Here is an 18,270-nt window from a genome sequence, read left to right as displayed (position 1 = left end):
TTCCTTCGGGGAGGACGCGACGCCTGCTGGATGTTCCATTGGAAAGAGCCATGCAGGCCGAGCACCGCGTCCTTCTGTGCCAGCGCGATCTCATCCTTGCAGGATCGAAACGCAGCTACGGGGCATCTCCACCGGCGCAGGCGTAAAACCGCCGGATAAATATACAAGATATACCTAAATTAGGGACTTGTTTTCATTTTGTCTATATTTCTGGCTCTGACGGGCGAGGTGTGCCCGTGCGCGTCAGGTCGGCCGGAGGTAGGGCATGGGTTTGGAATCGATCATCGGAAGCAGGAATACGGCAAAGCTCTCGGCGCTTGATGCGTTGAAGGCCAATGTGATGGTGGCCGATGCCCAGCTCAACATCATCTACATGAACCCGGCCGTGGTCGATCTCCTTCAGGAGGCGGAGAATGATCTCAAGAAAGATCTGCCCCGCTTTTCCGTTGCCACCCTGATCGGCAGCAATATCGACGTCTTCCATAAGAACCCTTCGCACCAGCGCTCCATGCTGGCGAGCCTGCGGGAGCGTCACGCCGCCACCATCCGTATCGCCAACCGCATGTTTGACCTGCTCGTCACCCCCCTGAAGAAGGGTGGCAAGACCATCGGTTTCGTCGTGGAATGGGCCGATGCGAAGGAGCGCCTGCTGAACCTCGATTACGCCGCGCAGATTGCCGCAATCAGCCGCTCGCAGGCGATCATCGAATTTACCGTCGACGGTCAGATCATCGGTGCAAACCGCAACTTCCTGGACACCATGGGGTACGGCTCGGTGGACGAAATCCGCGGCAAGCATCACAGCATGTTCGTGACCCGGGAATTCGCCGCCAGCGCCGAATACGCGGCGTTCTGGAAGGAACTCGTGGAAGGGCGCTACCAGGCCGCCGAGTTCAAGCGCGTGACGCGCGACGGGCGCGAGATCATCATCGCCGCCTCCTATAACCCGATCCTCGATCTTGAGGGCAAGGTGGTGAAGATTGTGAAATTCGCCACCGACGTGACCAAGCGCGTCAACACCGTGTCTGCCCTTGGGGAAAGCCTGAAGCGTCTCTGCTCCGGCGATTTCGGCTTCCAGCTGAACGAGCCCTTTGCGCCGGAGTTCGAGTTTCTCCGGCATGACCTCAACCGGTCGGTGCGGCAATTGTGCGAAACCTTCCAGCGCATCTCCGAAAGCGTCATGCTGATCGGCAATGGCACGCGGGAGATCAGCCAGGGCGTTGCGGACCTCTCCAAGCGGACGGAATCCCAGGCTGCCAATCTGGAAGAAACGGCGGCGGCGCTGGAAGAAATCACCCAGAATGTATCTTCCTCCGCCCAGCGCGCACAGGACGCCAGGGACGTGGCCTCCAAGGCGAAGATCAGTGCCGAGCAATCCGGCGCCGTGGTGTCGCGAGCCGTCGATGCGATGAGCCGCATTGAGGATTCCTCCGGAAAGATCTCCTCAATCATCGGCGTCATCGATGAAATCGCCTTCCAGACCAACCTTCTGGCGCTGAATGCAGGGGTGGAAGCCGCGCGTGCCGGCGAGGCAGGCCGCGGCTTCGCCGTTGTCGCGCAGGAAGTCCGCGAACTTGCCCAGCGCTCTGCCAAGGCGGCGCGGGAAATCAAGGACCTCATCCAGAACTCCACGACGGAGGTGGCGAGCGGCGTGAAACTGGTGAGCGATACCGGCGGGGCTCTCAAGGCGATCAGCCAGCTGATCGTCGAGATCAACGATCATGTGGAGGCCATTTCTACCGCCGCGCGTGAACAGTCGACGGGCCTCACCGAAGTCAATGGCGCGGTCAACAGCATGGACCAGTCCACGCAGCAAAATGCGGCCATGGTCGAACAGAGCAGCGCCTCCGCCTCGACCCTGACCTCGGAAACCCATAAGCTCAGCCAGATGATTGGCCAGTTCCGCCTGACGCAGGACGGCGCCTCCAGCCCTTCACGCTCGTCCGGCCCCTATTCCAGCCGGGCGGCATAATACCCACCCATCGTCACCATGTAAGGCGTCGACAGCACCCGGCGGCGGGGCAGAAGGACGGAGATGCAGAACGACATCGAAATGCGCCTTGAGATCGCCAGCGAGATCATGGAGCGGCTGGTCAGCCAGAACCTGTTGCTCGTCGGACGGATCATGGCACTGGAAAACATCGCTGCCTATGCAGTTGCGCAGCAGTTTTCCGGAGAACGCATCGATCGCGATGGATTGTCCCGCTTCGTGGCCGAAGTCAGCGGCACGGCGGTGCGCATCTCGGATGCCATGCATGGCGCCTTCACCGACGACACGCGTCCGCTCGAACTGCCGAAGACCATGGAACGAGTGCTCTCGATGGCGGAGGCAATCTGCGACGCCCGAAGCGGGCAGGGCCTGCCATCGCCTGTGCCGCTCCAGCGGCTGAGCTGATCAGCCAGACGCAACCAGGCGCGACCGGGCGACAGACAGCACATGCCGTGTCAGCGCCTCCAGCGGCGCGGCCGCCAGCCGGCTCACCTGCCAGAACAACGGCACATCCACGGGCGTGCCGGCGACAAGCTCCACCAGACGGCCCGAGGCAAGATGGGCGGCGGTCAGCAGATCCGGATTCATGCCCCACCCCATGCCACTCAGGCACGCCTCGACAAATCCTTGCGTCGACGGCAGCCAGTGCGTGGGTGGGGAGGTGTCTATGCCCATTGTTTCGGCGAGCCAGCGGCGCTGCAGCCCGTCCTTGCGATTGAAGGTCAGAAGCGGGGCACGCGCGAGACGCTCCCGCGTCACCCCATCTGCAAAGTGGCGGCTGATAAAGGCGGGAGAGGCCGTCGCCCGGTAGCGCAGGATGCCGAGCGGGCTCTGCCGGCACCCCTGCACCGGCCGGCTCATCCCCGTCACGGCCGCCAGCACCTCGCCGCGCTCCAGCCAGGCGGCCGTATGGTCCTGATCATCGACAGCGATATCCACGAGATAACCCGTCTCGCGGCTGAAGTTCGCGACCGCCTCCAGAAACCACGTGCCGAGGCTGTCGGCGTTGGTGGCGATCCGCACCGTCACCGGTCGGGTGTCGACGCTGCCACCATCCAGAGCAGGCAGCTTCTCGAGAAGATCCGTTTCCAGCATCGCCACCTGATCCATGTGCCGACAGAGCCAGGCCCCCTTCTCCGTCGCGGTGCAGGGCGTACCCCGCACCACCAGCACGGTCCCCAGCCGATCCTCCAACTGCCTGACGCGCTGGGAAACGGCTGAGGGCGTGACATGCAGCTGCCGTGCGGCACGCTCGAAACTGCCGGTGCGGATCACTGCGGCGACAGCGCGCAGCGAGAGATAGTCGAGCATGATGTCATTAGCTCCGCTTCATCAGGATTAGGAGGATTAAGTAGCGCGAAAGCCGTGCGGACGCTATGGCGGCATCACCACGGAGACACTGCCTCATGATATCTGCCGCCGTTACCGGCTTCAGCACCGGCCTCAGCCTGATCCTCGCCATCGGCGCCCAGAATGCATTTGTCCTGCGTCAGGGCCTGATGCGGCAGCACGTGCTTGCAGTCTGCCTCACCTGCGCGCTCTCCGATGCGCTGTTGATCGCGATCGGCGTGACGGGCTTCCGGCAGATCGCTGCCCTGCTGCCCTGGCTCGATCCGGCCATGCGGCTGGGGGGCGCAGCCTTTCTGCTGGCCTATGGCGCCCGCAGCCTGTGGTCGGCCTGGCACTCCACCTCGGTTCTCCGCCCGGAGGGAGCAGCAAAGACCGCCTTCGGCCCGACGGTTGCCACCTGTCTGGCGCTGACCTGGCTCAATCCGCATGTCTATCTCGACACCGTGGTGCTGCTTGGCACGGTCTCGACACGCTTTGCCGGCGCAGAAGCCGCTTTCGCTGCGGGCGCAACGGCGGCCTCCTTCACCTTCTTCTTCTCCCTCGGCTTCGGCGCCGGCTGGCTGCGCCCCGTGTTCCAGAGACCGGCAAGCTGGCGGGTGCTGGAAGCCGGCATCGGGCTGGTCATGTGGCTGATCGCGCTGAAGCTTGTCATGGGGTCGTGAGACCGGGGCACCGGCGGCATGACGCCGTTGATGGCGTTGCTAACGGATGCCGCCCAGCACACGGGCCAGCCAGCGCGACAGCACGCCCCAGGGCGGCCCAAGCCGTTCGAACATATTGACCGGACCGATCGTCATCACCGCGCGCGCATGGCTGAAGCGCCGAAAGCCGGCCTCCCCGTGATAGGCCCCCATGCCGCTTGGGCCGATGCCGCCGAAAGGCAGATTGTCCTGCGCGACATGCAGCAGCGTGCCGTTGACAGTCACGCCGCCGGAAATCGCCGAAGACAGGACCGTCTCCTCCACCTGCCGGTCATGGGTGAAGAGATAGAGGGCCAGCGGACGTGGATGGGCGCGGATATGGTCGAGAGCCTCGTCCAGATCCGAATAACCGATGACAGGCAGAACGGGACCGAAGATTTCCTCGCGCATCAGCAGGCTCCCGGCGGGTGGTTCGATCACCACCGAGGGCGCCATCTTTGCCGAAGCCGCGTCGACCGTTTCTCCATGCGTCAGGATCGTGCAGCCGGCGTTCAGCGCCTCCTCCAGCGCCGCTGCCAGCCTTTGCCGCTGCCGGGCGGAAAGAAGTGCAGAGTAGTCCGGATTGTCGGCAAGCGTCGGATAACGACGGCGCATGGCTTGGATCATCGCCTCGGCAAAGGCCCGCACCTGATGCTTCGGCACCAGCGCATAATCGGGAGCGATGCAGGTCTGGCCGGCATTCAGCATTTTGCCAAGAGCAATCGAGCCTGCGGCCTTGTCCAGCGGATAATCCGGTGCCACGAGCGCGGGCGACTTGCCTCCAAGCTCAAGGGTGACCGGCGTCAGGTTCTCGGCGGCGGCCCGCATCACGGCACGCCCGACACCCGTCGACCCCGTGAAGAGCAGGTGATCGAAGGGAAGCGCCGAAAAGGCTTCGGCAACCTCCACACCGCCGGTCATGACGGCGACCTCGTCCGGTGAAAAGGTTTCGTCGATCAGCCGGAACAGCAGCGCCGAGAAGGCAGGCGTCAGTTCCGACGGCTTCAGCATGACGCGATTACCTGCCGCCAGCGCATCCGTGAGCGGTGTGACGGATAACAGCAGCGGGTAATTCCAAGGCGAAATGATGCCAACCACGCCAAGCGGCTGATGGCGCACCTCCGCGCGGGCCGGCTGAAACACGATATCGACGGCGCGCCGCCTCGGCCGCATCCAGCCCGCCACATGGCGCCGGGCGTGGCGCAGGGCCCGAATGGCCGGGAGCAGTTCCAGCAGCCGCGTCTCGTCATGGGAGCGGTGCCCGAAATCCTGCGCGATGGCCCCGGCAATGGCATCGGCATTGGCGACCAGTCGCTTTTCCAGGCGCCGCAACGCGGCACGGCGCGCGGCAAGATCCGGCGCGGGCTCTCGCCGGGAGGCCGCATGCTGCCTGTCGAAGATTGCGCGCATTGTCGTCTGCCCGTTCATGGCTGTCCTTCCAGAATGAGATCGGCCGCCTTCTCGCCAATCATCGCGGTGGGTGCCTGCGTGTTGCCGCTGATCAGTGTCGGCATGATCGAGGCATCGGCCACCCGCAGCCCGGCGATGCCCCTGACCCTCAGGCTGGGATCGACGACGGAGGCGGGGTCGGCGCCCATCCTGCAGGTGCCGACGGGATGATAGATGGTATCGGCCCGCGCCCGGATCATCGCCCTCAGCGCCGCCTCGTCGTTCACATCCACCGGATAGAGCACGCGGCCACGATGGCGGGCCAGCGGCTCGGCGGCAAAGATGCGGTGGACGATGCGGGCGCCTGCCGCCAGAAGATCGAGATCGGCCGGTGCCGACAGGAAGCGTGGATCGATCTCGGGGGCGTGGTGCGGATCGGCGGAGGCAAGCCGTACCGTTCCCCGGCTCTGCGGCCTCAGCACGCAGACATGCAGCGCCGCACCGGTTGCGGCATGGAAGCGGCGGCCGTGATCATCTACCAGTCCCGTACAGAAATGCAGCTGCAGATCGGGGCGGTTTATGTCCGGGCGACTGCGGATGAAACCGCCCGCCTCGGCAACATTGCTGGACAGGATGCCGGTGCCCCGCCGCAGGTAGGGAAGGGCGCCGGAAAGAATTTCGCCGAGCACTGTCGGCGTGTAGCCCAGCAGGCCTCGGCCGCGCAGCGCCACATTCAGCGTATAATCCAGATGATCCTGCAGGTTTTCGCCGACAGTCGGGACATCGCGGATCACCGGAATGCCATGGCGGACGAGATGCGCCGCCGGGCCGATGCCGGACAGCATCAGCAGTTGCGGAGAAGCAATCGCACCGCCGCAGAGGATCACCTCCCGCCGGGCCTCAAGCCGGCGTTCACCGCCCGGCCCATGCACCACGACACCGGTGGCGCGTCCCTCGGTGATCACGATACGCAGCGCCCGTGTCTTCGTCAGCACCTCCAGATGTGCGGGATAGGGTGGATTGCCCAGATAGGCACGAGCGGCATTCAGCCTCCGGCCCTTCTTCTGGAACACCTGATAGAGACCGATGCCCTCCTGGCGCGGACCGTTGAAATCAGGATTTTCGTCAAGGCCGCAGGCAAGGGCGGCCTGGATAAAGTCCTGCGAGACCGGACTTGGCGAGGCAAGATCGGAGACGACAAGCGGCCCCTCCGCCCCATGCCAGGCATCGGCACCGCGCAGATTGGCCTCCGCCCGCTTGAACAGCGGCAAGACGTCCGCAAAGCACCATCCGGCACAACCGAGACTAGCCCAGTGGTCGTAATCCTCCGGCTGACCGCGCACGTAGATCATCGCATTGATCAGGCTCGATCCGCCCAGGCCGCGGCCGCGCGGCACATACCCGCGCCGCCCCTGCAGCCCCGGTTGCGGAACTGTCTGCAGCGCATAATTCTCGCCGTTGCGGAAGGGAACCCTGAGCGCGATGCCGGCCGGCACCTGCGACAGCAGTGACGGGCGTCCACCGCCCGCCTCCACGAGGATGATCCGTGGAGACAATGGGGATGCCGCAAGCCGGGCAGCCAGCGCTGCCCCGGCGGGTCCGGCGCCGATGATGATGTAATCTGCCTCGTTCATGATCCGTGCGTCCTCCCACGCACAGGCAAGGCTAACAAAAATGACGGATGCGTCAATTTTAATCTTGGCGGTCCCAGCTGCCGATGCCACGCACGATCAGCCGGGTGATGAAGCGGCTGGTGTCATCGATATCCAGCGGCTGGCCATTGCGGGACTGCAGCAGCACTTCCAGCGCATTCGCCACGATGAGACAGGCGGCTTGCGTGCGTTCACTGGCCGAGAGCGTCGCTGCGGGCATGACCCGGACCATATCTCTTTCAATATCACTTAACAGGCCACCGGTGCTGGTGAGCGTGAACAGGCGAGACCGGATATGGTGCTGGTTGAGGGCGCAGAAATCGAGCGCGCCATCCAGCCCGAGGATGAATTCGAGAAAGCCGCGATAGCTCTGGGCCAACATCGGCTCGATCTCGCTTTCGTGGGCACGGGCTTCACCGCTCAGGCTGCGGATCTGGTCGGCGAGATCATCGAGGATTTCGTGGAAGACCGCCTCGCGGGTCCCATAGTAGTTATAGAAGGTTCCGATGGAAACGCCGCTGGCCGCAACGATGTCGCGCACGGTGGAGGCATCGAGACCCTTTGTGGCAAACACGGTCCAGGCCGCCGCCTTGATGGCCTCCCTGTTGCGCTGTCGGTTCTCCTCGCGCTTGCTGCCGGACCTGCGCTCCATCTCCATGCAGACCTCATTCCTTGCCGGATTGCGCCTCTCCCCGCGCTCCCCATCCATTATAAGGAACAGCAATATTTGGCAAAGGGGATCCTGTCACAGTCTCGCGCGCGTGCTGCGGGGCGTCGCCAGAAGCAGGTTGGTTTCGCTTGCCGTGATGCCGGGCACCAGACGGATACGCCGGAGCACCGCATCAAATTCCGCAAGGCTTGCGGCCCCCAGTTCCGCAATGAGGTCCCAGCGACCATTGGTGGTGTGAATCTCGGACACTTCCGGAAATCCGCCAAGCGCATTGATGACCCGATCCGTCACACGCCCCTCGATCTCGATCATCATGATACCACGCACCGGCAGATCCACCGCATCAGCCCGCAGGATGACGGTATAGCCAAGAATGCGGCCGCTCGCCTCCAAACGCTCCATCCGCGCCCGCACGGTGGCGCGCGAAACGCCGAGCGCGATCGCGAGATCCGACACGCTGCGCCGCGCATCATGGCGGAGCAAGGTGATCAGTCGTGTGTCCAGATCGTCCAACCCGTTCCCCATTCTGGCAGAAATAACTGCCACATTGATAAGCTATACTGCTGAAATTGACAATTCACAGACTTCGAATTGCCACCCCACCATGGTTTCCTGTTCAGGAAGGAGATTGCCCATGCATTGCAAACTGATCGGCGTTCCGTTGCAGGACGGCGCTTCGCAGCTCGGCTGCGAGATGGGACCGAGCGCGCTGCGCGCCGCCGGCATCGACGGCGCATTACGCGAGCTCGGCCACACGGTGTCGGACCTCGGCAATCTCGCGCCCCTCAGCGTCGATCCGCCGGCCCACCCGAACGCCGCCGTGCGCAACCTGCCTCTCATCCGCGGCTGGATCGAAGCCATTGCCGAGGCCGCCTATCGCGAGAGCGTCGATGGCATGCCGATCTTCCTCGGCGGCGACCATGCGCTTTCGGCGGGCTCCGTCAGCGGTATTGCCCGGCGGGCTGCCGAGGAGGGACGGCCTCTCTTCGTGCTCTGGCTCGATGCGCATACGGATTTCCATACACTGGACAGCACGCGAAGCGGCAATCTGCATGGCGTGCCGGTTGCCTATTTCACCGGGCAACCCGGCTTCTCACCCTATTTGCCGGATCTCGCCGCCACTGTACCCGCCACCCATGTCTGCATGATCGGCATCCGCAGCGTCGATCCCGCCGAACGGGCAGCCCTTGCCCGCACGGAGGTGACCGTCCACGACATGCGCGCCATCGATGAGCATGGGGTGGCCGCCCTGCTGCGCGGCTTCCTGGCCGAGGTCAGCGCCGCCAACGGCCTGCTGCATGTGAGCCTCGACGTGGATTTCCTCGATCCCGCGGTCGGACCTGCGGTCGGAACCACCGTGCCGGGCGGCGCAACCTTCCGCGAAGCGCATCTCGTGATGGAAATGCTGCATGACAGCGGCCTCGTGACCAGCCTCGACCTGGTGGAACTCAACCCCTTCCTCGATGAGCGCGGCCGCACCGCCATCCTGCTGGTGGATCTCACCGCAAGCCTGATGGGCCGCAAGGTCATGGATCGCCCCACCCGAAGTTACTGAAACCCGAAGCCCCTGGGAGACATCATGCCTGAGAACCTGAACCTCGTTCCCTTCGTCAGCGTCGAAGCCATGATGGACCTTGTGCTGTCGATCGGCACGGAACGGTTCCTGCGGGAACTCGCTGGTTACATCGAGGCGGATTTTCACCGTTGGGAAAGTTTCGACAAGACGCCGCGCGTCGCCTCCCATTCCCGCGACGGTGTGATCGAACTGATGCCGACCAGCGATGGCCGGCTCTACGGCTTCAAATATGTCAACGGCCATCCGAAGAACACCAAAAGCGGCCGCCAGACGGTGACCGCCTTCGGCGTTCTGTCAGACGTCGACAGCGGCTATCCGGTGCTTCTCTCGGAAATGACCATCCTGACGGCGCTGCGCACGGCGGCCACCTCGGCGGTGGCGGCACGCCATCTTGCCCGCAGCAATGCCCGCTGCATGGCGCTGATCGGAAACGGGGCGCAGAGCGAATTCCAGGCGCTCGCCTTCAAGGCGCTGCTCGGTGTCGACCGGCTGCGTCTCCATGACATCGACCCGGCGGCCAGCCGACGCTGCCGCGACAACCTCTCAGCGCTCGGCTTCTCGATCGAGATCTGCGGCTCGGCGGAACAGGCCGTGGAAGGTGCCGACATCGTGACCACCGTCACCGCCGACAAGCAGAACGCGACCATTCTGACCGACAACATGATCGGCGCCGGCATGCACATCAACGCGGTCGGTGGCGATTGCCCCGGGAAGACGGAACTGCACCGGGACATTCTGCTGCGCTCGGACATTTTTGTCGAGTTTCCCCCGCAGACCCGGATCGAGGGCGAAATCCAGCAGCTCGACAAGGATCACCCCGTGACCGAACTCTGGCGGGTCATTGCAGGCAGCGCGCCGGGCCGCACGCGGGCAGACCAGATCACGCTGTTCGACAGCGTCGGCTTCGCAACGGAGGATTTTTCAGCGCTGCGCTATGTGCGCGACAAGCTCAGCGAAACCGGGCGCTTCGACACGCTCGACCTGCTCGCCGATCCCGACGAGCCGCGCGATCTGTTCGGCATGCTGCTCAGACGACAGGCGCTGACGCAGCAGGCTGCGGCGCCTCAATAGGAACTGGCATTCACCACGGGCGGTGCCTCGCCGCGGGCGCGGGCCTCCTGGATGGTGCGGTATTCCGCCATGGCCGCAAATCCTGCGTCTCTGAGCAGCGCCACGTCATAGGGGCCGGGAATGAATCGGTAGCCGCGCTCCAGCAGTTCATGCACGTTGGCCCCGGCATTCGGTACCGTACCCATCACCTTGCCGGCGGCGAGAATCTCGCGTTCGGCGCGACGCGCCAGCGCCTGCACTTCCGGATGACCGGTCTGGCCCAGCCGACCGATAGAGCCGGCCAGATCGTTGATGCCGATGAAGATAACGTCGGCACCCTCGATGGCGGCAATCTCGGCAGCATGTTCCACCGCCGTGTAGGATTCGAGCTGCAGGATGACCAGCATGTTGGCGTTGGCCTTTTCCACATAGCCCGGCTCGGTGCCATAGCTGGAGGCGCGGACCACGCTTGCCGCATAGCCGCGAATGCCCTGCGGCGGGTAAAAGCAGGCCTTCACCGCATCGCGTCCCGCCTCCGGTGTATCGACGGAGGGGATCATCACCGATTGCGCACCCGCATCGATGACGCGCTTCAGGAAGACATGATCGTTCCAAGGCACGCGCACCACGGCCGGCGTCGGCGTGGTCTCGATGGCTCTCAGCGCCTCGGTGATTTCCCGGGTTTCGCCCGCCCCGTGCTCGTGATCGGAAAGCAGGAAGTCGAAGCCGAGATGGCCGAGGATCTCGGCATTGGTCGGCGTGCCGCCGCCAACCCAGCAGCCAAAGGCGGTTTCGCCGGCAAGCAGCCGGGCTTTCAGGTGATTGGGCTTGAACATCGAACACTCCTGCAGACAAACGGGCCCGGCCAGACGACCGGGCAGCGGACCGGCGAACCATAGCCGCGCGAACGGCGCTCGCCTATCCCCCGTTTACTTGCCGAAGCCGAGTGTCGCGCGCACGGCGGAATCCCAGCCGGTCAGCAGGTCCGCGCGCTCGCTCGACGCCATGGAGGGCACAAACTGCCGTTCCAGATGCCATTCGGCGGCAAAACCGTCGCGATCCGGCCAGATGCCGGCGCCGTGGCCGGCAAGCCAGGCAGCCCCGAGCGCGGTGACTTCCGTCGAGGCGGAGCGATCGACGGCAACGCCCAGAATGTCGGCCAGCCGCTGCATCGTCCAGTCATTGGCCGACATGCCGCCATCGACACGCAGCAGCATATCGGCATTTCCCGGCCAGTCCTTGCGCATCGCGCCGAGCAGATCGCGGGTCTGGAAGCAGACCGATTCGAGCGCCGCGCGGGCAAATTCCGCAGGCCCGGTGTTGCGCGTCATGCCGAACATCGCGCCACGTGCCTCCGCATCCCACCAGGGCGCGCCGAGGCCGGTGAAAGCGGGCACCAGATAAACGCGCTGGCCGGGATCGGCCTTGGCGGCAAGCTCGGCGGTCTCGGAGGCCTTGCCGATCATCTTCAGCCCGTCGCGCAACCATTGAACAGCCGCGCCTGCGATGAAGATCGACCCTTCCAGCGCATAATGGATCTCGCCGTTCAGGCGATAGGCGATGGTGGTGAGCAGGCGGTTCTTCGAGGCCACACGGTCGGCGCCGGTGTTCAGCAGGGCAAAGCAGCCGGTGCCATAGGTGGATTTCATCATGCCCGGCGTGAAGCAGGCCTGGCCGATCACTGCCGCCTGCTGGTCGCCGGCAACGCCGCGGATGGCGATCGCACCGCCGAAGATCTCCGGATCCGTCTCGCCGAAACCGTCGATATTGCTCAGGATTTCCGGCAGCATGCTGCGCGGAATGTTGAACAGTTTCAGCAGGTCCTCGTCCCAGTCGGCGGTGCCGATATTGCACAGCATGGTACGCGACGCGTTGGTGACGTCGATCACATGCCGCCGCCCGCCGGTCAGCTTGTAGATCAGCCAACTGTCAACCGTGCCGAAAGCGAGATGCCCCTGTTCGGCGGCTACGCGCGCGCCGGGAACGTTGTCCAGCAGCCAGGCCACCTTGGTGGCGGAGAAATAGGGATCGATCAGCAGGCCGGTACGTTCCGCAACCAGATCGGAATGGCCGGCCGCGCGCAGCTCCGCACACCGTTCGGAGGTGCGACGATCCTGCCAGACGATCGCCCTGTGGATCGCCTTGCCGGTGCGGCGGTCCCAGACGAGCGCCGTTTCGCGCTGGTTGGTGATGCCGATCGCCGCGATCTGCGCTGCGGTCACACCGGCGGCTGCCATCGCCTTGCGGGCCGTTTCCACCGTCGTCGTCCACAGGTCTTCGGCCTCATGTTCCACCCAGCCCGATTGCGGAAAATGCTGGGGGAATTCCAGCTGGCCAGCGCCGCGGCTCTTGTAGGTGCGGTCGAAGATGATCGAGCGGGTAGAGGTGGTCCCCTGGTCGATCGAGAGAATGAAGTCCTTCATGCGGCAGATCCCGTTTCCGTCATGGCATTCAGATCATGGGCGCCGGCCATCGATGCGGCCGGCATGTCAAGGCCGGGAAGAGGCGATCAAGCCGGACGATCCGCGCAAGGCGGCCTCACCGCCCCCGTCGTCACACCGGTCCTTTCTCGCAGTCTCCTCCCGATATCCGGCCTCTTGGTATCACAGTTGGCGCCCGTTCGAAGCCCCTTTTGCAGACGTCCAAACGCTGCTCACCCGTGCCCGGCCGCGAGCTTCAGAATGGCGGGTACCGCCAGCGAAAGACCGGAGAGAAACAGCAGAAGAAAGGCAAGGCGACGCATGGCGAGCGGCGAAAGCGGCGGCGGATAGCGCCTGGCCGCCCAGGTGGCCAGCATCACGACCGGAATCGCCAGCAGGCCCCACCAGAAACCGGAGGTGGGCCATTGCCCCGCACCGGCCACCATCACAAGCCGGATTGCCGCATTGATGGCAAAGATCGCCACCAGCGTCTCGCGCACCGAGGCGGGCCTCAGCGGCTGGCGATAGAAGTGATAGATCAGCGGCGGCCCGGCCGTGGAAAACAGCCCGCCCATCACGCCCGCCACCGCCCCGAACCCGGCAAAGGAAAGCGGTCCGGACATCGTCTCGAGCGGCGCCGGCTTCAGGGACAGCTGGATGCTGGAGAGCACGATTACCACGCCCAGCACCACCTTCAACCAGTCGAGCGAGGCAGACGCCATCAGGTTCAGCACGACATAGCCCAGGCCAAGAAACAGCAGGCTGGCGGCAAGCGCCGGCGCGAACTGGCGAAAGGCGATGTCCCGCCAGCCCTTGGCCAGCACCTGCACCGCATTGACGATGACGAGGATGCTGACCAGCACCGCCGCATCGGGAAGCGCAATGACGCCGCTCAAGCCCACGCCGCCCATCATGATGAGGCCCAGTGCAAAGCCGGTCAGCGTCTGGGTATAGGCCGCGAAGGCCGCGATCGTGAGCAGGATGGCGAGACTGCCAGGCGCCATGGTCAGAGGGTCCGCAAGGCGTCGAACAGGGCCGCTTGCTCAGCACCCTTGCGGGCAAAGACCGGCGGCTCTCCAAGCGGCGCGGCAACCGTGACCGTCTGGCCGCCGTCAAACGCCGCGCCGGACCAGACATGCACCCAGGTCTCGCCCTTCGGCAGATAGACTGTCCGTTCGCTCTCGCCCGCCTGCCACACCGGCGCGACGAGAAGGTCGCGGCCATAGAGATAGGCATCCTGGATCGCATAGGTGTCGCGGTCCTCCTCGTGATGGAGGAAGAGCGGGCGCTGAACGGGAAGGCCGGTTCTGGCCGCTTCCGCAGAGAGCGTCTTGAGATAGGGCGCCAGATGCACATAGATCGTCGTCATCCGGGCAAAATGGGCCAGAACCGTCTCGTCCTGATCGATCTGGAGATTGTCGCGCGGACGGTTGCCCTCATGGCTGCGCATGACGGCGGTGAAGGCCGCCATTTCCGCCCAGCGCATGATGAGTTCGCCGGTGCGCACATTGCCGAACAGGCTGGTGTAACCGCCGATATCCGAATGGTGATAGGCATTGCCGAGAAGGCCGGAGGACAGCGCACCGCAAATGACGGTGACGAGACCATCGTGACGCGAAAAATCGACGGACTGGTCGCCGCCCCACAGAAGCGGGCAATGGGCCTGCACACCGGTGAAGCCGGCGCGCATGAAGAACAGCGCGTCGCCCGTCTGGCCGCGGCTTGCCACCGCCCTCGCATTCACTTCGGCCCACAGCGTCGGCCAGGCATTATGCATCAGCTTGGCATCGATGCCATTGGCGAGCTTGACGTCGATCGGCAGATATTCGCCGAAATCGGCCATCCAGCCGGACAGGCCGTAATCCAGCATGTTCTTGCCGATGACCTCTTCTGCAAACCAGTCGGCGGCCTGCGGATTGGTGAAATCCACCACGCCGCAGTCGAACTCGCCGAAGTCGACGAGCGCCGTCTTTCCATGCTCATCCTTGGCGAAATAGCCCTTGGCATCGGCAATCGGATAGAGCGGACCGTCGACGCAGAGATAGGGATTGACGTAGCCGAGGAAGCGCACGCCCTCGGCCTTCAGCTCCGATATCTTCTGGCGCAGGTTGGGGTAGCGGGTCTCGTTGGCCTGCCAGTCCCAGAACAGGCGCGCGCCGAAGGAGGTGTGGCGAAGTCCGACCCAGTCCTCGCACCAGAGGCCGGACACCTTGACGCCGGCTGCCCGCATCTTTTCCATGCGGACAAGCGAGTTCTCGCCATCCTTCAAGCCGAGAATTGCGCCGCCATAGACCCATTCCGGGAGTTGCGGCTGACGGCCGAAGCGCCCGGACAGCTGGCCGACCAGATCCACGAAAGTCGAGGCGGCGAAGACTTCCAACCGCTGCGGTACGGCCCAGACTTCGATCTCGTGAAAACCGCCGCGGCGGAAATCGAAGACGGAGTAAGCCGTGGTTTCCACGTGCAGCGCATATCTGCGCGACGAAATATAGGTCGGCTGCGGGTAATTGGTGTTGTAATAGTCGCCGCCGGCCTTGCCCGTCACGTCGGATTTGAAGGTGATCTCCGTCGATTTGTCACGACCGACGCCGGGTTCGGAAGTCCAGAGCGGGAACCTCCGGCCGCGCATGTCGAAATAGGACATCTGCTCGCCGCCACCCCAGACATGCTCGTCGCTTTCGGCGACGATGCGGATCCACAGGCGATTGATCGAGGCATCAAGCGCCTGCGTCAGCATGTGATGACCGTCCACCGTCAGCGCGAAGCGGGGCGCAAGCCCGCGCGCCACGGAAAACTCGACGCGATTGCCCTCAATCTCAACATGGGGGAGGGCCGTGCGCTCCACCACGTAATCCTCGATCTCGAAGTTGCCGCGATACATGTCCATCCGCTCTTCGCCGTGACCGACGAACAAAGCGGGTGCGGCCTCCGTATGACGCAGGATTTCGCGACCTTCGAGGGAGAGGGTAAAGCCGCCGGGAATGAGATCGAGTTGCATGGAGAAGACTTTCAGTTCTGGGTCAGGCCGGCATCGACGACGAAATTGGCGCCCGTGCAGCCATTGCTTTCGTCAGAGCCGAGGAAGAGGGCAAGGCGTGCCACATGGCTGGCGTCGAGGCGGAATTTCAGGGCCTGCAGATCGATGAACTGCTGGTTCTGCTCCGGCGTGGTCCAGAGCGCCAGTTGCCGTTCGGTGACGATGGCGCCGGGCACGATGCAGTTGACGCGAATGCCGGAGGGGCCGAGTTCGCGGGCGAGTGTCTTGGTCAGGCCGTTGATGGCGGCCTTCGACGTGGTGTAGCCCACCATGCCGGGGCGCCCGCGCATCCAGGAAATCGAGCTGAACATGATGACCGAGCCGCCGCCATTTTGCGCCATGGCCTTGGTCACCGCCTGCGTGACGAAGAACTGGTGGTCGAGGTTCAGTGCCAAGGCGCGACGCCAGTAATCAGGCTCCACCTCGTCCATGGCGTGGCGATCATCCTTGCCGGCATTGTTGACGAGAACCGAAACCGGGCCATGCTCCGCCTCGATCTGGCCCACGACGGCGCGGGTTGCCGGAATGTCGGTCAGATCGCAGGCGTAGAAGGCAGCGCCCGTCGCTGCGGCATGGGCAGCCCCCGCCGCCTCATTGATGTCGATGAAGGACACGCGGGCGCCCTGGGCGCGATAGGCTTTGACCATTTCCTCGCCGATGCCGGACGCGCCGCCGGTGACGAGCACATGGCGGTCGGTCAGGGACTGGTAACGGACGGTTTCATAGGAGGCAGACATGGTTTTACTCAGAGGTCAGGATTGAAAAGCGGTTTGGGAAGGCCCGGCACATCGGTGCGCAGGGCAAACAGCGCACCGGAGAGCGGGTATTCGGAGAGCTCTTCGGCCGGGCGGCCGATGCTGGCGCTGGTGCAGTAAAGGGTCTTCAGGTCCGGCCCGCCGAAGGTGACCATGGTCGGGCATTTTGCAGGAACCGGATATTCGGCCATCAGCGTTCCATCCGGCGCATAGCGCTGGACGCGCCCCCCTTCGAACAGCGCCGTCCAGTAGCAGCCTTCCGCATCCACAGCGCCGCCATCCGGGCGGCCCTTGTCGATTTCGGAGCCGAACTTGGCAAACAGCTGGCGATTGTCCGCTGTACCCGTCGCGACGTCATAGTCGTAGATGTAGAGCGAAAAGCGCAGCGTATCCGAATGATAGAGCCGCTTGCCATCGGGCGAGAAGGCGACGCCATTCGAGGTCAGCAGACCGCCGGCGAGCTTTTCCAGACCCCGGCCATCGTAGCGGTAAAGGCTGGCAATGCCGCGTTCGCGCGTCTCGTCCACGGTCCCGGCAACGAACCGGCCGGCCGGATCGACCATGCCGTCGTTGAAACGGCTGATCGACTGGTCTTCCGGATTGTCCGCCAGCTTGCGCAGCAGTTCACCCGTCGATGCGATCAGCCAGAGGCCGGAGCGCAGGCCGGCGACGAAACCGCCACCCTTGGCAAGCCCGATGCAGCCGACCTCTTCCGGCAACTCCAGCGTGCGAAGCAAACCGTCCGCCGGATCGAAGCGATGGATACGGCTCTGCTTGATGTCGACGAAATAGAGCACCTGCTCGGCGACGGACCAGAGCGGGCATTCGCCCAGCGCGGTCCTTGCATCGAGAACGAGGTCGAAACCGGCTGTCACGTCCCGCACCTCAATAGGCTGCCGTCGGAGCAGCGACCGGCTTGGCCTCGCCCTTCATCTGACCCAGCCAGTCATTGGCGCGGCCGGTCATCATGGCGATGTCGGAGCCAATCGCGGCATAGTCATAGCCATAACCGATGAAGCGCTTCACCATGTCCGGGTTGGGACCGACGATGCCGATGGGCTTGCCGGCGGCATGTGCATCCGTCGCGGCCTTTTCGATCAGCGCCTGCACCTCCGGATGGGCGATATTTCCGATATGGCCCATGGCCGCCGACAGATCGCCGGGACCGACGAACAGCGCGTCGATGCCTTCGACGGCGGCGATTTCCGGCAGACGCTCGATGGCTTCTGGCGTTTCCAGCTGCACGATGGTGCAGACATCGTCATTCGCGTTCTTCAGGTAGTTCGGGATCGTGCCGAACCTGGAGCCGCGATGAACGGCCGCCACGCCACGAATGCCATGCGGCGGATAGCGGGTGTAGGAGGCGGCGGCCTTTGCCTCTTCCGCCGTCTGCACAAAGGGCAGCATCACGGTGCGAGCGCCGGCATCCATGCAGCGTTTGACGAGAACCTGATCGTTCCAGGCGAGGCGCACCACGGCGTCCGCCGGCGTGCAGCCGATGGCGCGCAGGATATGGGCGAGATCGGACACCTCGATCGGCACATGTTCCATGTCCACGACGAGGAAGTCGAAACCGGCATAACCGAGCGCTTCCGCGCTCGCAGGGGCAGCCGCCATCAGCCAGGTGCCGAGCGGGGTTGCGCGGCTCTTGTCCGACAGCCAGGACTTGAAGGGGTTCAGCGTGCTCATGGACAAAAATCC

Annotated in this window: 17 protein-coding genes; 5 read left to right on the top strand and 12 right to left on the bottom strand. The window is 64.3% G+C overall.

Annotated elements, in window-relative coordinates:
- Nucleotides 1-265: 265 nt before the first annotated feature.
- A complete protein-coding gene (locus F3H95_RS18305) occupies nt 266-1,972 on the top strand; it encodes a PAS domain-containing methyl-accepting chemotaxis protein (RefSeq protein WP_149747047.1) in 1,707 nt (568 codons plus the stop codon).
- 63 nt (nt 1,973-2,035) lie between these two features.
- Nucleotides 2,036-2,395: a hypothetical protein gene (locus F3H95_RS18300; RefSeq protein ID WP_149747046.1), complete on the top strand. Its 360-nt coding sequence runs from the start codon at nt 2,036-2,038 to the stop codon at nt 2,393-2,395.
- On the opposite strand, the gene F3H95_RS18295 is transcribed toward F3H95_RS18300, so the two are convergent.
- On the bottom strand, nt 2,396-3,301 hold the full coding sequence (locus tag F3H95_RS18295; RefSeq protein WP_149747045.1) for a LysR family transcriptional regulator ArgP: 906 nt from the start codon (nt 3,299-3,301) through the stop codon (nt 2,396-2,398).
- 95 nt (nt 3,302-3,396) lie between these two features.
- Here F3H95_RS18295 and F3H95_RS18290 point away from each other — a divergent pair, with 95 nt between their 5' ends.
- On the top strand, nt 3,397-4,002 hold the full coding sequence (locus F3H95_RS18290) for a LysE/ArgO family amino acid transporter (RefSeq protein ID WP_142880618.1): 606 nt from the start codon (nt 3,397-3,399) through the stop codon (nt 4,000-4,002).
- 39 nt (nt 4,003-4,041) lie between these two features.
- Here the strand turns inward: F3H95_RS18290 and F3H95_RS18285 are convergent, their stop codons facing one another.
- From F3H95_RS18285 to F3H95_RS18270, 4 genes are all read right to left on the bottom strand, one after another.
- Entirely contained in the window at nt 4,042-5,448 is a 1,407-nt protein-coding gene (locus tag F3H95_RS18285) for a coniferyl aldehyde dehydrogenase (protein ID WP_149747044.1), read from the bottom strand.
- The gene (locus F3H95_RS18280; RefSeq protein WP_149747043.1) at nt 5,445-7,043 is read right to left on the bottom strand and encodes a GMC family oxidoreductase N-terminal domain-containing protein; all 1,599 of its coding nucleotides are present in this window, start codon (nt 7,041-7,043) and stop codon (nt 5,445-5,447) included. The genes F3H95_RS18285 and F3H95_RS18280 overlap by 4 nt, the downstream gene beginning before the upstream one ends.
- 58 nt (nt 7,044-7,101) lie before the next feature.
- A complete protein-coding gene (locus tag F3H95_RS18275; protein ID WP_185969685.1) occupies nt 7,102-7,719 on the bottom strand; it encodes a TetR/AcrR family transcriptional regulator in 618 nt (205 codons plus the stop codon).
- 87 nt (nt 7,720-7,806) lie between these two features.
- Nucleotides 7,807-8,244: an Lrp/AsnC family transcriptional regulator gene (locus F3H95_RS18270; RefSeq protein ID WP_149747041.1), complete on the bottom strand. Its 438-nt coding sequence runs from the start codon at nt 8,242-8,244 to the stop codon at nt 7,807-7,809.
- 121 nt (nt 8,245-8,365) lie between these two features.
- Here F3H95_RS18270 and rocF point away from each other — a divergent pair, with 121 nt between their 5' ends.
- Together rocF and F3H95_RS18260 are read left to right on the top strand one after the other, a co-directional pair.
- A complete protein-coding gene (rocF, locus tag F3H95_RS18265) occupies nt 8,366-9,286 on the top strand; it encodes an arginase (protein WP_149747040.1) in 921 nt (306 codons plus the stop codon).
- 21 nt (nt 9,287-9,307) lie between these two features.
- Nucleotides 9,308-10,378, top strand: coding sequence for an ornithine cyclodeaminase (locus F3H95_RS18260; protein WP_210245842.1), 1,071 nt, complete (start codon nt 9,308-9,310; stop codon nt 10,376-10,378).
- Here the strand turns inward: F3H95_RS18260 and F3H95_RS18255 are convergent.
- From F3H95_RS18255 to F3H95_RS18225, 7 genes are all read right to left on the bottom strand, one after another.
- Nucleotides 10,372-11,193, bottom strand: a complete 822-nt coding sequence (locus F3H95_RS18255) for an aldolase/citrate lyase family protein (RefSeq protein ID WP_149747039.1) — start codon at nt 11,191-11,193, stop codon at nt 10,372-10,374. The genes F3H95_RS18260 and F3H95_RS18255 overlap by 7 nt on opposite strands.
- A 93-nt stretch (nt 11,194-11,286) precedes the next feature.
- Nucleotides 11,287-12,780, bottom strand: coding sequence for a glycerol kinase GlpK (gene glpK / locus F3H95_RS18250; protein WP_149747038.1), 1,494 nt, complete (start codon nt 12,778-12,780; stop codon nt 11,287-11,289).
- 230 nt (nt 12,781-13,010) lie between these two features.
- The gene (locus tag F3H95_RS18245) at nt 13,011-13,781 is read right to left on the bottom strand and encodes a TSUP family transporter (RefSeq protein WP_149747037.1); all 771 of its coding nucleotides are present in this window, start codon (nt 13,779-13,781) and stop codon (nt 13,011-13,013) included.
- 2 nt (nt 13,782-13,783) lie between these two features.
- Nucleotides 13,784-15,775 carry an alpha-glucosidase gene (locus F3H95_RS18240; RefSeq protein WP_149747036.1) on the bottom strand — a complete coding sequence of 664 codons (1,992 nt, stop codon included), beginning with the start codon at nt 15,773-15,775 and terminating at the stop codon, nt 13,784-13,786.
- An 11-nt stretch (nt 15,776-15,786) separates the two neighbouring features.
- The gene (locus F3H95_RS18235; protein WP_143127474.1) at nt 15,787-16,551 is read right to left on the bottom strand and encodes an SDR family oxidoreductase; all 765 of its coding nucleotides are present in this window, start codon (nt 16,549-16,551) and stop codon (nt 15,787-15,789) included.
- 8 nt (nt 16,552-16,559) lie between these two features.
- Nucleotides 16,560-17,444, bottom strand: a complete 885-nt coding sequence (locus F3H95_RS18230) for an SMP-30/gluconolactonase/LRE family protein (protein ID WP_149747035.1) — start codon at nt 17,442-17,444, stop codon at nt 16,560-16,562.
- Between the two features lie 10 nt (nt 17,445-17,454).
- Nucleotides 17,455-18,258 carry an aldolase/citrate lyase family protein gene (locus F3H95_RS18225; RefSeq protein WP_149747034.1) on the bottom strand — a complete coding sequence of 268 codons (804 nt, stop codon included), beginning with the start codon at nt 18,256-18,258 and terminating at the stop codon, nt 17,455-17,457.
- Nucleotides 18,259-18,270: the final 12 nt, after the last annotated feature.

The sequence above is a fragment of the Rhizobium sp. RU35A genome, assembly GCF_900156005.1.
GTDB lineage: Bacteria > Pseudomonadota > Alphaproteobacteria > Rhizobiales > Rhizobiaceae > Neorhizobium > Neorhizobium straminoryzae.
The sequence above is the reverse complement of the archived record's forward strand: the minus strand, read 5'-3'. Positions and strand labels throughout refer to the sequence as shown.

What these genes read in the sequence shown, in the direction of transcription:
- F3H95_RS18305 (WP_149747047.1), top strand. Translation starts at nt 266, where the DNA reads ATGGGTTTGGAATCGATCATCGGAAGCAGGAATACGGCAAAGCTCTCG.
- F3H95_RS18300 (WP_149747046.1), top strand. Translation starts at nt 2,036, where the DNA reads ATGCAGAACGACATCGAAATGCGCCTTGAGATCGCCAGCGAGATCATG.
- F3H95_RS18295 (WP_149747045.1), bottom strand. Translation starts at nt 3,301, where the DNA reads ATGCTCGACTATCTCTCGCTGCGCGCTGTCGCCGCAGTGATCCGCACC.
- F3H95_RS18290 (WP_142880618.1), top strand. Translation starts at nt 3,397, where the DNA reads ATGATATCTGCCGCCGTTACCGGCTTCAGCACCGGCCTCAGCCTGATC.
- F3H95_RS18285 (WP_149747044.1), bottom strand. Translation starts at nt 5,448, where the DNA reads ATGAACGGGCAGACGACAATGCGCGCAATCTTCGACAGGCAGCATGCG.
- F3H95_RS18280 (WP_149747043.1), bottom strand. Translation starts at nt 7,043, where the DNA reads ATGAACGAGGCAGATTACATCATCATCGGCGCCGGACCCGCCGGGGCA.
- F3H95_RS18275 (WP_185969685.1), bottom strand. Translation starts at nt 7,719, where the DNA reads ATGGAGATGGAGCGCAGGTCCGGCAGCAAGCGCGAGGAGAACCGACAG.
- rocF (WP_149747040.1), top strand. Translation starts at nt 8,366, where the DNA reads ATGCATTGCAAACTGATCGGCGTTCCGTTGCAGGACGGCGCTTCGCAG.
- F3H95_RS18255 (WP_149747039.1), bottom strand. Translation starts at nt 11,193, where the DNA reads ATGTTCAAGCCCAATCACCTGAAAGCCCGGCTGCTTGCCGGCGAAACC.
- glpK (WP_149747038.1), bottom strand. Translation starts at nt 12,780, where the DNA reads ATGAAGGACTTCATTCTCTCGATCGACCAGGGGACCACCTCTACCCGC.
- F3H95_RS18245 (WP_149747037.1), bottom strand. Translation starts at nt 13,781, where the DNA reads ATGGCGCCTGGCAGTCTCGCCATCCTGCTCACGATCGCGGCCTTCGCG.
- F3H95_RS18240 (WP_149747036.1), bottom strand. Translation starts at nt 15,775, where the DNA reads ATGCAACTCGATCTCATTCCCGGCGGCTTTACCCTCTCCCTCGAAGGT.
- F3H95_RS18235 (WP_143127474.1), bottom strand. Translation starts at nt 16,551, where the DNA reads ATGTCTGCCTCCTATGAAACCGTCCGTTACCAGTCCCTGACCGACCGC.
- F3H95_RS18225 (WP_149747034.1), bottom strand. Translation starts at nt 18,258, where the DNA reads ATGAGCACGCTGAACCCCTTCAAGTCCTGGCTGTCGGACAAGAGCCGC.